17 protein-coding genes are annotated in these 13332 nt (G+C 72.4%); 6 read left to right on the top strand and 11 right to left on the bottom strand.

Going from position 1 to position 13332, the window contains the following annotated elements; genetic code table 11:
- The first annotated feature begins 402 nt into the window (after positions 1 to 402).
- Positions 403 to 699 carry a DUF4193 domain-containing protein gene (locus ABGB11_RS25385; protein ID WP_089313703.1) on the top strand — a complete coding sequence of 99 codons (297 nt, stop codon included), beginning with the start codon at positions 403 to 405 and terminating at the stop codon, positions 697 to 699.
- Between the two features lie 28 nt (positions 700 to 727).
- Positions 728 to 1534: a hypothetical protein gene (locus tag ABGB11_RS25380; RefSeq protein ID WP_347636542.1), complete on the top strand. Its 807-nt coding sequence runs from the start codon at positions 728 to 730 to the stop codon at positions 1532 to 1534.
- Positions 1535 to 1591: 57 nt separating this feature from the next.
- Here the strand turns inward: ABGB11_RS25380 and ABGB11_RS25375 are convergent, their stop codons facing one another.
- Entirely contained in the window at positions 1592 to 1879 is a 288-nt protein-coding gene (locus ABGB11_RS25375) for a DUF4235 domain-containing protein (protein WP_021593592.1), read from the bottom strand.
- Positions 1880 to 2007: 128 nt separating this feature from the next.
- Here ABGB11_RS25375 and valS point away from each other — a divergent pair, with 128 nt between their 5' ends.
- Both valS and ABGB11_RS25365 read left to right on the top strand, forming a co-directional pair.
- The gene (gene valS, locus ABGB11_RS25370; RefSeq protein WP_347636541.1) at positions 2008 to 4533 is read left to right on the top strand and encodes a valine--tRNA ligase; all 2526 of its coding nucleotides are present in this window, start codon (positions 2008 to 2010) and stop codon (positions 4531 to 4533) included.
- A 17-nt stretch (positions 4534 to 4550) separates the two neighbouring features.
- Positions 4551 to 5435: a metal-dependent hydrolase gene (locus tag ABGB11_RS25365; protein WP_347636539.1), complete on the top strand. Its 885-nt coding sequence runs from the start codon at positions 4551 to 4553 to the stop codon at positions 5433 to 5435.
- 13 nt (positions 5436 to 5448) lie between these two features.
- Here ABGB11_RS25365 and ABGB11_RS25360 read toward each other — a convergent pair whose 3' ends face one another.
- The 9 genes from ABGB11_RS25360 to ABGB11_RS25320 all read right to left on the bottom strand — a co-directional run bounded on the left by ABGB11_RS25360 (position 5449) and on the right by ABGB11_RS25320 (position 10879).
- The gene (locus ABGB11_RS25360; protein WP_347636538.1) at positions 5449 to 6732 is read right to left on the bottom strand and encodes a cytochrome P450; all 1284 of its coding nucleotides are present in this window, start codon (positions 6730 to 6732) and stop codon (positions 5449 to 5451) included.
- A 74-nt stretch (positions 6733 to 6806) separates the two neighbouring features.
- The gene (locus ABGB11_RS25355) at positions 6807 to 7496 is read right to left on the bottom strand and encodes a YidC/Oxa1 family membrane protein insertase (protein ID WP_347636536.1); all 690 of its coding nucleotides are present in this window, start codon (positions 7494 to 7496) and stop codon (positions 6807 to 6809) included.
- A 46-nt stretch (positions 7497 to 7542) separates the two neighbouring features.
- On the bottom strand, positions 7543 to 7845 hold the full coding sequence (locus ABGB11_RS25350) for a DUF6412 domain-containing protein (protein WP_347636535.1): 303 nt from the start codon (positions 7843 to 7845) through the stop codon (positions 7543 to 7545).
- Positions 7846 to 7910: 65 nt separating this feature from the next.
- Positions 7911 to 8468, bottom strand: coding sequence for a hypothetical protein (locus tag ABGB11_RS25345; protein WP_347636534.1), 558 nt, complete (start codon positions 8466 to 8468; stop codon positions 7911 to 7913).
- Between the two features lie 18 nt (positions 8469 to 8486).
- Positions 8487 to 8654 (bottom strand): hypothetical protein, encoded by a 168-nt coding sequence (locus ABGB11_RS25340; RefSeq protein WP_021593585.1) that lies wholly within the window; start codon positions 8652 to 8654, stop codon positions 8487 to 8489.
- Positions 8642 to 9196, bottom strand: coding sequence for a hypothetical protein (locus ABGB11_RS25335; RefSeq protein WP_347636532.1), 555 nt, complete (start codon positions 9194 to 9196; stop codon positions 8642 to 8644). Before ABGB11_RS25335 ends, ABGB11_RS25340 begins: the two co-directional genes overlap by 13 nt.
- Positions 9193 to 9657: a hypothetical protein gene (locus tag ABGB11_RS25330; RefSeq protein ID WP_347636531.1), complete on the bottom strand. Its 465-nt coding sequence runs from the start codon at positions 9655 to 9657 to the stop codon at positions 9193 to 9195. Before ABGB11_RS25330 ends, ABGB11_RS25335 begins: the two co-directional genes overlap by 4 nt.
- Positions 9654 to 10184, bottom strand: coding sequence for a MauE/DoxX family redox-associated membrane protein (locus ABGB11_RS25325; protein WP_347636530.1), 531 nt, complete (start codon positions 10182 to 10184; stop codon positions 9654 to 9656). Before ABGB11_RS25325 ends, ABGB11_RS25330 begins: the two co-directional genes overlap by 4 nt.
- The gene (locus ABGB11_RS25320; RefSeq protein WP_347636528.1) at positions 10181 to 10879 is read right to left on the bottom strand and encodes a hypothetical protein; all 699 of its coding nucleotides are present in this window, start codon (positions 10877 to 10879) and stop codon (positions 10181 to 10183) included. The genes ABGB11_RS25325 and ABGB11_RS25320 overlap by 4 nt, the downstream gene beginning before the upstream one ends.
- A 236-nt stretch (positions 10880 to 11115) precedes the next feature.
- Here ABGB11_RS25320 and dut point away from each other — a divergent pair, with 236 nt between their 5' ends.
- Both dut and ABGB11_RS25310 read left to right on the top strand, forming a co-directional pair.
- Positions 11116 to 11607 carry a dUTP diphosphatase gene (gene dut / locus ABGB11_RS25315; protein WP_347636527.1) on the top strand — a complete coding sequence of 164 codons (492 nt, stop codon included), beginning with the start codon at positions 11116 to 11118 and terminating at the stop codon, positions 11605 to 11607.
- A gap of 3 nt (positions 11608 to 11610) precedes the next feature.
- Positions 11611 to 12423, top strand: a complete 813-nt coding sequence (locus ABGB11_RS25310) for a DUF3710 domain-containing protein (RefSeq protein ID WP_347636525.1) — start codon at positions 11611 to 11613, stop codon at positions 12421 to 12423.
- 204 nt (positions 12424 to 12627) lie between these two features.
- Here the strand turns inward: ABGB11_RS25310 and ABGB11_RS25305 are convergent, their stop codons facing one another.
- The gene (locus ABGB11_RS25305) at positions 12628 to 13329 is read right to left on the bottom strand and encodes a PIG-L deacetylase family protein (protein ID WP_347636524.1); all 702 of its coding nucleotides are present in this window, start codon (positions 13327 to 13329) and stop codon (positions 12628 to 12630) included.
- Between the last annotated feature and the right edge of the window lie 3 nt (positions 13330 to 13332).

Here is a 13332-nt window from a genome sequence, read left to right as displayed (position 1 = left end):
GCCCCCAATCTCAGGCGGGCACGATATCGCGTTAGTTCAGACGTTTCACCGAACCGTCTGGTTCGAAGTTCCGCCAGCCGGATCGGGCCATCTCGCGGCGCCGGGCCGGTCGGCGCGCGCAACGCCCCCCGGACCGATATGATCCCCGCCGCCGCGGGATCCCCGGCAAGTGTCCCGGCCCTCCGGACCGGGCCGTGGCATTCGCCGGGTATGTGACGGAAGACACAGTACGAGGAAAGATCCGGGTGATGGGTGTCACTCGTGGGAACGGTCGCGCCTCGTGTGTCGCAGGTCACCAACCGTGACAGAATTTCCGGCCCGGATCGGGCACAAGAACGGTCCCCCGAGCGTTAGATCCGCGCGACGGGGCGCATAAAGACCTGAGGGGGATGGAGATAGAAGATGGCGACCGACTACGACAGCCCACGCAAGACAGATGACGACCTGAGCGAGGACAGCCTCCAGGAGCTCCAGGCCCGGCGCGCCGACAAGGCCGCCAGCATCATCGACGAGGACCTGGACGCCGGTGAGGTCGCCGAGCTTCCGGGCGCCGATCTGTCGAACGAGGAGCTCACCTTCCGGGTGGTCCCGCGTCAGGCCGACGAGTTCACCTGCACCCGCTGCTTCCTCGTGCACCACCGCAGCCAGCTGGCCACCGAGAAGAACGGCCGGCCGGTCTGCCGCGAGTGCGCCGCCTGACCGGGAGTGGCCGCGGGTGACGGGAGAGGTGGAACGACGACGTGACGAGGTGGAGCCGTCGCCCGGCGACGGCTCCACTGAACTGGGTGAGCTGATCGGACGGCTCACCGCCGACGAGGACATGGACCGCGAGACCCGCGGCCGCCTCCTCGGACGGCTGGCCAGGCTGCTCGGCCAGAGCGCCCGCAAGGTGGGCGCCGCCGGGGTCGGACGCGGCCGCTGGCTCGCCGACCTGCTCGTGGAGGTCGCGCCGCACATCGTGATCCGCGACCTGGAGACGCTGCAGGCGCACCACCACGGTCTGATGGGCGAGGAGCTCGCCGACCGGATCGTCAAGGTGGCGGGCACCACCACGACCGCGATCGGCGCCGCCGGGGGCGCGCTGGCCGCCGTGGAGTTCGCCGCCCCGCCGCTGCTGCTGACGGCGCCGGCGCAGCTCGCCGCCGAGACGCTCGTCGTCGCGGCGGTCGAGGTCAAGATGATCGCCGAGCTGCACGAGGTGTACGGGGTCAGCGTGCAGGGCACCGGAACCGCCCGCGGCGCCGCCTTCGTGACGTCCTGGGCGCGGCAGCGCGGAATCAACCCTCTGGAGACCGGCTCCCTCACCAGCGCGCTCGGAACGGCCGCCAAGTCGGCCCTGCGCAAACGCATGCTCCGCACCTTCGGCCGCAGCCTCGGCACGATGGGCCCCTTCCTCACCGGCGCCGCCGCGGGAGCCGCGCTCAACCGCTCGGCGACCAGGGCCCTCGCGACGAAGGTCCGCAACGATCTGCGCGAGACCGCCGGCATCCCGCCGAGGCTCCCCGGCGACGACACCCGCGGTCTCACGCAGTAGCCGGCCCACGCCGCCACCGATCCACGCCGCCGCCGGCCCACGCCGCCGCGGGCAGGGTCAGACCTCGGCCTTGAGATGCGACGGGAGCTCCCCCGTGCCCTTGGCCCACTGGCGGGCGGCGGCACGGGTGGCGAGCAGGCGGGCGATCTCCATGCCCACCCCCATCACCACGGCCCACCCCAGCGCCTCGGTCAGCGCGACGTCGGGGGATTCGGGGTTGGTCGGCGGCTCCTTGCCGGTGCTCTTCTTCCAGGCCAGCGTGATCACTTTCTTCGCGACGAAGCCGCCCGCGAATGCGGCCGCGCCGGCCATCACCCGCCAGCCGATGTCGCCCTTGTCCGCCATATTCGTCCTCCACTCGTCTGTCGTCTCCGACGCTACCGGAACGGCCCGCCCCCGGCGGTGGAGGTGATCGCCGCGCCTGCGCGGTTAATCAGGGCGCGACCCCGGCCGTTGTCAATACCATTGACCGCATGACAGAGCAGCCGCGCACTCCGCACGTTCCTCCGAAGCCCTCCCTGGACGGCCTGGAGGACAAGTGGGTACGCGTCTGGGAGGAGGAGGGCGTCCACCGCTTCGACCGCACGCGGCCGCGTGCCGAGGTCTACTCGATCGACACCCCGCCGCCCACCGTGAGCGGTTCCCTCCATGTCGGCCACGTCTTCTCCTACACCCACACCGATACCGTCGCGCGGTTCCACCGCATGCGCGGTCGGGCGGTCTTCTACCCCATGGGGTGGGACGATAACGGGCTTCCGACCGAACGCCGCGTGCAGAACCATTTCGGTGTCAGATGCGATCCGTCGCTTCCTTATGACCCCGACTTCGAACCGCCCGCCAAGCCGGATCCGAAACGGCAGCAGCCGATCTCCCGGCGCAACTTCATCGAGCTGTGCGAGCGGCTGACCGAGGTCGACGAGAAGGCGTTCGAGGAGATGTGGCGCCGCGTCGGCCTCTCGGTCGACTGGAACCACCTCTACACCACCATCGGCGACACCGCCCGGACGGCGTCCCAGCGCGCGTTCCTGCGCAACCTCGCCCGCGGCGAGGCGTACGTCTCCGAGGCGCCGACGCTGTGGGACGTCACGTTCCGCACCGCCGTCGCTCAGGCCGAGCTGGAGGACCGCGAGTACCCCGGCGCGTTCTACCGCATCCGGTTCCACGGCGACCGGCGCCCGGTCTACATCGAGACCACGCGGCCGGAACTGCTCCCCGCGTGCGTCGCCCTGGTCGCGCATCCCGACGACGAGCGGTACCAGGAGCTGTTCGGGACGACCGTCCGCACGCCGCTGTTCGGCGTCGACGTCCCGGTCGTCGCGCACCGGCTCGCCGAGCCCGACAAGGGCTCCGGCATCGCGATGATCTGCACGTTCGGCGACGTCACCGACGTCACCTGGTGGCGCGAGCTGAACCTGCCCACCCGCGCGGTCATCGACTGGGACGGGCGCCTCGCCGCCGACCCGCCGGAGGGCGTCCCGGCCCGGCCGTACGACGAGCTGGCGGGCAAGACGGTGTTCTCCGCCAAGGAGCGCGTCGTCGAGCTGCTGCGCGAGTCCGGCGACCTCGACGGCGAACCCCGCAGGATCAGCCGGCCCGTGAAGTTCTACGAGAAGGGCAACAAGCCGCTCGAGATCGTCACGACCCGGCAGTGGTACATCCGCAACGGGGGCCGCGACGAGGGCGTCCGCGCGGAGATGCTCGCCCGCGGGCGGGAGCTGGAGTGGCACCCCGGCTACATGCGCGCCCGCTACGAGAACTGGGTCGAGGGCCTGAACGGCGACTGGCTCATCTCGCGCCAGCGCTTCTTCGGCGTGCCGATCCCCGTCTGGTACCGGCTGGACGACTCCGGCGAGCCGGTCCACGGGGAGCCGATCGTCCCGTCCGAGGACGCGCTGCCGGTCGACCCGTCGTCGGACGTCCCGCCGGGCTTCACCGAGGACCAGCGCGGCAAGCCTGGCGGCTTCGTCGGCGACCCCGACGTGATGGACACCTGGGCGACGTCGTCGCTGACCCCGCAGATCGCGGGCGGCTGGGAGCGCGACACCGACCTGTTCGGCCGCGTCTTCCCCTACGACCTGCGGCCGCAGGCGCACGACATCATCCGGACGTGGCTGTTCTCCACCGTCGTCCGCTCGCATCTGGAGCACGGCTCGCTGCCGTGGAGGGCCGCCGCGCTGTCGGGATGGATCCTCGACCCGGACCGCAAGAAGATGTCCAAGTCGAAGGGGAACGTCGTCACGCCGATCGACCTGCTGGTCCAGTACGGCTCCGACGCCGTCCGCTACTGGGCGGCCGGCGGGCGCCCCGGCACCGACACGGCGTTCGACACCGGCCAGATCAAGGTCGGCCGCCGGCTGGCCATCAAGATCCTCAACGCGTCCAAGTTCGTGCTCGGGCTCGGCGAGGTCGCCCCGGACGCCACGGTGACCGAGCCGCTGGACCGGGCGATGCTGGCGGCGCTGGCGGGTGTCGTCCAGGACGCGACGGACGCGTTCGAGGGCTACGACTACGCGCGTGCGCTGGAGCGGACGGAGCGGTTCTTCTGGGAGTTCTGCGACGACTACCTGGAACTGGTCAAGGCGCGCGCCTACGGGGACGGCCCCGAGGCGCGGTCGGCGCGCGCCGCGCTGCGCACGGCGCTCTCGGTGCTGCTGCGCCTGTTCGCGCCCGTCCTGCCGTTCGTGACCGAGGAGGTCTGGTCGTGGTGGCGGCGCGGGTCGGTGCACCGGGCGTCCTGGCCCGCGGTCGCCGAACTGCCCCGCGGCGGCGACCCGGCGGTCCTCGCCGCGACGGGGGAGGCGCTCCGGCAGGTCCGCAAGGCCAAGTCGGAGGCCAAGGCGTCGATGCGCGCCGACGTGTCCCGCGCGGTCGTCCGCGGCGCCGAGGTCATGCGGATCGCGCGGCCGGACCTGGCCGCGGCCGGGCGGATCGCCGACCTGACGCTGGAGGACGCGCCCGCCGACCTGACGGTCGACGTCGTCCTCGCCCCCGCGACATAGACCACGCGGGGGCCGACATGGGCGAGATCGACGAGCGGCACCCCGTCATCGCTCCGCGCCGGGTGCGGTTCGACTGGGTGGACACCCCGCTGCACTGGATCCCGGACGAGCCGGTCGCCACGCACTTCATCAACGTGCTGCACCTGCTGCTGCCCGCCGGCGAACGCTGGTTCGTGCGCGTCTACAAGCAGGCGCTGCCGCTGGTCGAGGACGACGAGCGCCTCTACCGCGAGGTCAAGGGCTTCATGGGGCAGGAGGCCGTGCATGCCTACTCCCACCAGGGCGTGCTGGACCGGCAGATGCTCGCCCGAGGCCTCGACCCGCGCCCGCTCAGCGACCGGATCGAGTGGCTGTTCACCCGGATCCTCGGCGACCGGCCCCCGCTCCCGCTGATGTCCAGGAAGCGCTGGCTGATCATCCGGATCGGCACCATCGCCGGGATCGAGCACTACACCGCGGCGCTCGGCCAGTGGATCCTTGACGCCCGCGAGCTGGACGAGGCCGGCGCCGACCCGACGATGATGGACCTCCTGCGCTGGCACGGCGCCGAGGAGGTCGAGCACCGCTCGGTCGCGTTCGACGTGTACGAGCACGTGTCCGGGCTGTACTGGCGGCGGTTCCTCGCGTTCTTCATCGGCGTCCTGGCGCTGCCGCTGACGGTGTACGCGGGGGCGGCGTTCCTGTGCCGGGCCGACCCGACCCTGCACGGAGTCCGGCCGCGGATCCGGGACTACCGGCGCGCGGTGCGGCGCGGGCTTCTGCCGAGCAACCGGTTCATGCTCGCCGCCGCCCGCGCCTACCTGCGGCGCGACCACCACCCGTCCCGCGAGTGCTCGACGCAGCGGGCCCTCGACTACCTGGCCGTCTCCCCGGCGGCGCGCGCCGCCGGTCACCGGGCCTGACGGGCCGGGCCGTTCAGAACGTGCAGGGCAGGTGCTTGATGCCGTTGATGAAGTTGGAGTAGAGCATCTGCGGCTCGCCGCCGGCCCGGATCTCCGGGACGCGCGTGAACAGCTCCCGGAACATCACCGTGATCTCCTGCCGGGCCAGGTTGGCGCCGAGGCAGAAGTGCGGGCCCGGCCCGCCGAATCCCACGTGCGGGTTGGGGGAGCGGGTGATGTCGAAGACGTCCGGGTCCTTGAACACCTCGGCGTCGCGGTTGGCGGAGTTGTAGAACAGCAGGACCTTGTCGCCCGCCCTGTACAGCTGGCCGTTCATCTCGTGGTCGCGGGTGACCGTCCGGCGGAACTGGATGACCGGCGTCGCCATCCGGACGATCTCCTCCACCGCGCCCGGGATGTGCGCCTCGAAGTCCTCGGCCAGCAGTGCCCGCTGCTCGGGGTTGTCGGTGAACAATTTCAGCCCGTGCGTCATGGCGTTGCGGGTCGTCTCGTTCCCGGCGACGACGAGCAGGATGAAGAACGACCCGATCTCCTGGTCGGTCAGCGACTCCCCGTCCACGTTGGCGGACACCAGACGCGACACCAGGTCGTCGCCGGGGTACCGGCGGCGCCGGCGGGCGAGCTTCATCGCCAGGTGGTTCAGCTCGTACCCGGCCGTCATCGCCTTGAGCAGCCCGTACAGGACGCCGATCCGGGTGATGCCGTCGCGGTTGAAGTCCTTGCCGCCGGTGTACTCGGGGTCGCCCAGACCGAGGATGATGTTCGTCCGGTCGTACACCATCGGCCGGGCCCGCTCGGGGATGCCCATCATGTCGCAGATGACCTGGACGGGGAGCCGCGCCGCGACGTCGGTCACGAAGTCGGCGGAGCCCTTGCGCCGCAGGTCGTCGACGATCCGCGTCGCCGTCCGCTGCAGGTCGGCGTCGAGCTTGGCGAGGACGCGGGGGGTGAACGCCCGCGACACGATCCGGCGGATCTTGGCGTGCCGCGGGTCGTCCATGTTGATCATCGAGCCGAAGTAGCGGGCCATGTACCGGGGCAGGTCGGCGATGCTGTTCGAGCACGGCTCGCTGCTGAAGATCTCCGGCGTCCGGCTGGCCTCCACCACGTCCGCGTGCCGGACCAGCGCGTAGTAGCCCGGTCCGGTCTTGATGAACGGCAGCTTCAGCTCGGGGAAGAACGCCGGGGCCTCGCGCTCCCGGAGCCGCGCGAAGGCCTCCAGGCGACGGGCCGGGGGCAGGGACCAGAAGGCGAGGTCCGACAGGTCGTCCTCGGTCGCCCTTAGCGTCGCGGTCACCGCACACCGTCCTCAAGTCAGAACGCCATTCGGTTTCCATCGAACCGAGCCTTCGGGACATCCGTCAAGACCGATCAGGCGGCCGCCACGATCCTGCGGTGCAGCACGGCCCGTTCCACGGCCGTCCACGCCCCGGACGTCAGCAGGTACAACCCCGCCGCGAGCGGGACGAACGCCGCGACCGCGATCGTCCCGAACGGCATGACCCGCGCCGCGGCGCCCATCGGCCCGCCGGCGGTGACCCGCCGCGACGTCCAGACGGCCACGCAGGCGAGCAGCGCGAACAGCCCCAGGAAGACGAGCGACGGCGGCGAGAGCAGCCCGCCGCCGAGGACGCCGATCCAGTTCTGGCCCAGCGGCGCCGCGAGCAGCGTGTGCGTGAGCAGCAGGTTCTGGTGCCCGGCGATCGTCGCGGACACGAACAGCCGGTACATCACCATGAAGAACGGCACCTGCGCGAACATCGGCAGGCATCCGCTGAGCGGCGTCGCGCCCTCCTTCTCGTAGAGCGCGGCCATCTCCCGCTGGAGCCGCTGCGGATTCTTCGCGTGCCTCTTCTGCAAGGCCTGGACCTTGGGGAGGAGCCTGGCCCGAGTCCGCTCGCCCTTGGCCGCCGAGATCGCGAGAGGCACGAGCAGCAGCCGAACCGCCGCGGTGAACAGGACGATCGCCAGGGCGGTGGCCAGGCCGCCGGCGACCGGGTCGAGGACGTCCGCCAGCCCGCCCACCAGGGCGGCGGCGATCGAAACAGGAATGTCGAACATGAAAGAGCCTTCCGGAAGGTGGGGATCGACGGCGTATCGGCCGCGCTCAGGCGGCCGCGATCCCGGTTCCGGGTGCCCTCGGACGGGGCCGTCCCGCCGCGTCCGGGTCGCGCTGCGGCAGGAACGCCGTGCGCAGGGTCCGCTCGCGCAAGGTCGTCCGCACCCGCGCCAGTGAGGCCCGCCGTCCCCGGCACGCCGCGCGGACGCGCACGGCCGCCAGCACCAGCAGCCCGGCCACGGTCAGCGACCCCATGACCACCAGCACGGACTGCCCGGGAGCGGCGGAGCCGATCCATTCGGCCACGGCGAACCACCGCACGATCGCGGCGACCACCAGCGACCAGGACACGGGCTCACCTCCACGGCGACTCTGCCATACCCGACGCGCGGCGGGCGTGCCCGGTTCCACCCCTGTCACCCCATGAGCAGCAGCGCGAGCGCGATCAGGGACACGACCGCCGTCGTGGTCTTCATCCGGGGCAATCGGGCGGCCACCGTGGCGTCGCGGTGCTCGTCCCGGGCCAGGTAGGTGAGGAGGGCGCTCAAGGCCCGGCCCAGGCCGAAGGCGGTGCCGGTCAGGAGGGTGACCGGCAGGCTCTCGTGGACGAGGAGCAGCGCGAGGGCCAGGACGTGGGGCGCGGTGGCGGAGACGTAGGTACGCACGCCGGTGCCGAGTTCGAAGCCGAACTGGAGGGTGCCGCGGCGCAAGTGGGTCTGCAGGACCTCCTGCGGGATCTGCCGGGCGTTCTGGGGGAGCGGTATGCGGATCAGGCCGAGCTCGCGGGCCACGCCCACCGCGGCCACGGCCAGGACCGCGGCCGTCCGGGCGGACGGCGGCAGCGGTGCGGAGAGGCCCGACAGCAGCCAGATCACCGTCGCGCTCAGCGTGCCCCCGAGCATGAGCCCGAGGGTGAAGACGGCCAGGATCCCGTCCTGCCGTATCGGGGCCCGCCAACCTGGCGAGAACAGCACGGATTCGCTGTTGCGCGTTCAAACGCTGCCGGACAGGGAGAACCCGGCGAGCGCGCCGACCGAGGCCCAGCACAGGACGGTGGCGTCCAGGGCGGCGGCGGAGACCGCGAGAAGCGCGAGGGCCGCGACGGGGATCAGGGGATCGGTCGCACCCCGCCGCAGCCGTCCCGCGGTCAGTTCTTGCACGCGGTCGCTTTACGGCAGATGGTCTTGTACCAGTTGCCCTTCTTGGATTTCTTCCAGCCGTCGTGGCAGCGCCAGGTGACGCCCTTCTTGCACTTGCCGCAGCTCTTGGAGTACGCCCAGAGCCATCCGTCGTAGCCGCCGCTGTAGCACTGGCTGGGCCGCAGCTTGTACCAGCCCGGGTTCGACACCCCGGACTTGTGGAAGCCCTTGTACTTGCCGCTCGTCCGGCAGCACCAGCTGCACGCGTAGCTCGGCCCGCAGCCGGGGGAGCAGTTGTGGTTGGCGGCGTACGACGGGCAGCGCGGATAGATGTCGTAGTAGCCGACCAGCTGGAACCCGGACGAGAGGGCCTCGCGGGCGGGCGGGAAGACGCCGAGCGCCTTCAGCCCGGCGGTCGCGCCGGCGGCGGCGAGGCCGGTGAGGACGCTGCGCCGCACCGGCCGGAACCTCGGCTCGTCCGCGGGGACGGGACGGCGCCGGACGCGCTGTGCCCCCTCGGGACGCGGGCCGCGCAGCGGGGGGATGTCCTCCAGTTCGATCATCGTGCCCCCTCCAGGGCGAGGTCGCGGAGGGCCTCGGCGGAGCCCACCGGCTCGGCGGACCGCACCCGCCCGTCGCCGCCGACGAGCACGGCGAACGGCGTGGCGGGGACGGCGTAGTCGGCGAACAGGCCGTCCTGCTCGCCGGTCAGCACGGTCACGCCGGGCCGGGACGCGCCGTCCGGCGGCGGGCCGGCGAAGATGGCGTGCAGCGGGCGGTCCAGGGCGCCGGCGGCGGCCAGCACGTCGGTGCAGACGCCGCAGTCGCGGTCCAGGAACAGCAGCAGGCCCGGCCCGAGCCGCTCGAAGGCCGGTGCCCGCGTCCCGGGCGCGGGGCCGAGCCCCGGCCGCGGGGACGCGCCCTGGCCGAGCGCGTGCACCTGCCGGACCAGACCGGCGACGACCAGGGCGAGCAGCAGGATCGCCACCCACGACAGCAGCAGCGCGCTGGTCTGGAAGGTCATCCGGCCGTCCTCCTCTCCTCGATCATTGCGTGCGGGAGCGTCCAGAGGATCACCGCGAACCCCAGCCCCGCCGTGACGGTGACGAACAGCTCGGAGGCGGTGGAGCCGGCGGGAAGGCCGTGCACGGCGCCGGCCGCCGCCAGGGCGGAGAGCGCGGCGGCCCGCCCGGCGACCCAGCCGGTCATCGGCGTGCGGGCGCCCGCGCAGCCGCACGGGACGCCGTGCCGCGTGCGGGAGACATGGGCCGCGTAGATCGCGTACAGGGCGAGCAGGGCGGCCGCGGCCGCGCACGCCGCGCGCATGGGCCCGTCCAGCCAGAGCGGCAGCGCCGCCGCGCCGGCGAGGCCGACGACCGCCTCCACGGCGATCACGGCCGCCGCGACCGGGCCGGTGAGGGCGGGCGGGAGCACGCCGTGCGCGCGCAGCGCCGACGGCAGCGCCGCCGGGCTCCGGAGCTGCCCGGCGAGCGATGCCAGCAGGACGAGCGGCACCGTCACGGCCGCGATGCCGGCGAGCAGCGCGGTCACCGGATCGCCTCGACCGCCAGCCCCGCGAGCCGGCGCGGCGTCTCCCGCACCTGGTCCTCCTCGGGCAGCACGGTCACCAGCAGCGACCGGAGCGCGAGCAGGAAGTACGGCCCCTGGCCCTCCACCGTGTCCTGGAAGAGCTCGCCGCCCGCGACCGAGGCGCCGCGCCACGGCGGCAGCCTCCTGCGGGTCCGGGTGGTGAGCGGGGTGATCTCCAGGAGGCCGAGCCCGGGGACCTCCTTGACCATCTCGGCGGGGTCGGGGCGCCGCGCCCGCCCGCGCGGGACGGCGGTGACGCCGTCGGCGTGCTCGGTGAGCCGCAGCGTGCCGAAGAACGCCACCGCGTCCGCGGGGCGCCCGTGGTAGAGGTGCGTGAACACCGCGTGCCGGCGGCCCTCCCACACGGCCGCGAGGACCGGGTCGCGCAGGCCGGTGTCGGGGTCGCGGGTCGCCGTCCGGCCGACCCGCAGCCGCCCGCCCTGGAGGTGGAACTCCTCCTCGAAGCGGTCGAGGCCGATGTCCTCCGCCCAGCCGAGCGCGTCCTCGCGGGTGCCGGCGGAGATCTCGTGGAGCCGGCCGCCGTCGGCGATCCGCGCCACCGACGTGCACGGGAGCCCGAAGTCGTGCGTGCCGGAGAGCCGGACGCGGACGCCGTCCAGCGACCTGTGGGTGACCTCGCGTCCAGGTTTGCCCATCTCGTCCCCTTCCTGCGGGACGCATGTCCCACAGAAGCACCGCGGGTAACAAGGGTGACGCTACGCGTGATCTGGAGCTAAGTGGCCAAACCTTCCGGAAGTGGTCACGTCCGGGACCGGGTAGGGTCAACTGCCGGACTCTCGCGCGGCGGCGGCGTTTCAGCGGCGGCCGGGCACGGTGCCCTGGGTAGGGTCGTGGGGTTTTCCGGCAGGTTACGCGCGTGAGGTGGAAACCCGTGAGCAAGGTCGATGTGCTGATCCGGCGGCTTGATCCGGCGTTGCCGCTGCCGCGGTACGCCCATCCCGGCGACGCGGGCGCCGATCTCGTCACCGCCGTGGACGTGGAACTGCCGCCGGGGGAGCGCGCCGTCGTGCCCACCGGGGTGGCGATCGCCCTGCCGGACGGCTACGCCGCTTTCATTCACCCCAGGTCCGGATTGGGCGCTAGGTTGGGAGTGACCATAGTCAACGCACCCGGTACGGTCGACGCCGGCTATCGGGGTGAGATCAAGGTGACCCTGCTGAACACCGATCCCCGCGCCACGGTGACGCTGCGGCGCGGAGACCGCATCGCGCAGATGGTCGTGCAGCGGGTCGAGCGGGCGGTGTTCCACGAGCTCGCCGACCTTCCCGGATCGGCGCGCGGAGCCGATGGCCTCGGGTCGACCGGTGGATTCGGTCCGGCGCCCGGATCCGGGGACAATGAGCACAGTAGAGAAGGAGTGTGAGTCGTGGCTTTTGGACGTCGCCGGCAGGCCGAGGAGCCCGCGAAGGGTGCCGAGGTGGCCGAGGAGCCGGCGGAGACCGCCGAGGAGGCTCCCGCCGAGGCGGAGTCGGCCACGGGCGGGCCCTGGGACTCCGGGGACTCCTTCCCCGAGATGCAGCGGCTCGATTTCGGGGCGCTGAAGGTGCCGGTCGCCCCGGGGCTGGGTTTCCAGGTGAACTTCGAGGCCACCCAGGTCGACGAGGAGGGCAACCCCCTCGACGGGCGGCCCGTCGCCGTGCTGGTGCAGTACGAGGAGAGCGCCATGCAGCTCCAGGTGTTCGCCGCGCCGAAGCGCAGCGGCATCTGGGAGGACGTGCGCCGTGAGACCGCCAAGGACATCCAGGAGGAGGCCCAGGGCCAGATCCAGGAGGGCGAGGGCCCGTTCGGCCCCGAGCTGCTGGCGATGGTGCCCGCCGCGCTGACCGAGGAGGTCCTCGCGGAGATGCCGCAGGAGGTCCGCGAGCAGATCCCGGCCGAGTTCATCGAGCAGGGCTGGGCGCCGCAGATCATCCGTTTCCTCGGGGTGGACGGCCCCCGCTGGTTCCTCCAGGCCACCGTGCACGGCGCCGCGATCGAGGACGAGGAGCAGTGGCAGGTCCTGGAGGACGTGCTGAGCGGCATCGTCGTGCACCGCGGCGACGCCCCGATGCCTCCCCGCGACCTGCTGGAGCTGCAGATCCCCAAGGAGTTCAGCGAGGGCGCCGAGGAGCAGGAGGGCGAGGGCGAGCAGAGCTTCAACCCGTTCGAGCGCGGCCCCGAGATCACCGAGGTCCGCTGAGGCCGCACCTCGCCGGACCGCCGCCCGCCGGGCGCACGCCTTTTCGGACGTGCGTCCCGGCGGGTTCCTGCTGTCTGCGACCGGCGGATCCCTTGCCTTGGACGGCCCGCGGGTGGTCAATCAGGGCATGTCGAAGAAGACGCGCAAGCGCCGTGCCCGCAAGCGGAGCAAGCACAACAAGGGCAAGCGGCCCAACGCCCGCCGCTAGGACCTGATCATCTCGAACGTGATCGCGTGCTCGACGCCGGCGGCGCGCCCGCCCTCCTCGGCCATGCCGGTGAGGAACGCGGCCGCGTCGAACCCGGCGGCGAGGTTCGAGAAGTACACCCGGTGGGCGAGCAGGGAGTCGATGCCCGCCTGCAGGTGGCCGCCGACGTCCACGTAGTGGTCGGCCCGCGGCGATCCGCCGAAGAGCGCGAACCGGACGCCCTGCCACGGTTCGAGGTCGAGGTCGCGGAACACCCACCGGTTCGCCGCGTCCCTGATCGCGTCCGCGACGGCGAGGCCGAGCGCCCGGTGGTCGGCCATGTTGAAGCCGCCGCCGGGGAAGGTCTCCCGGAAGTTGACCGACAGGACCACCTCGGGCCGGTGCCACCGGATCGCGGCGGCGATGGAGCGCCGCAGCGGCAGCCCGTACTCCAGCATGCCGTCCGGCAGGTCGAGGAACTCGACGGTCTCGACCCCGACGATCCGCGCGGCCTCGATCTGCTCCGCGCTGCGTATCCTGCGGACCTCGTCGGGGTCCATCGAGTCGATCCCGGCCTCGCCGCGGGTGGCGAGCACCTCCGTCACGGTCTTGCCCTGGCCGGTCCACCTGGCGACCGCCGCCGACGTCCCGTACTCCAGGTCGTCGGGGTGCGCCACGACCGCGAGGGCCCGGTCCCAGTCCTCAGGTACTTCGTCCATCCC

Source organism: Actinomadura sp. B10D3, from assembly GCF_039871695.1.
GTDB lineage: Bacteria > Actinomycetota > Actinomycetes > Streptosporangiales > Streptosporangiaceae > Spirillospora > Spirillospora madurae.
Note: the sequence above shows the minus strand (reverse complement) of the source record. Positions and strands in the feature narration are given on the sequence as shown.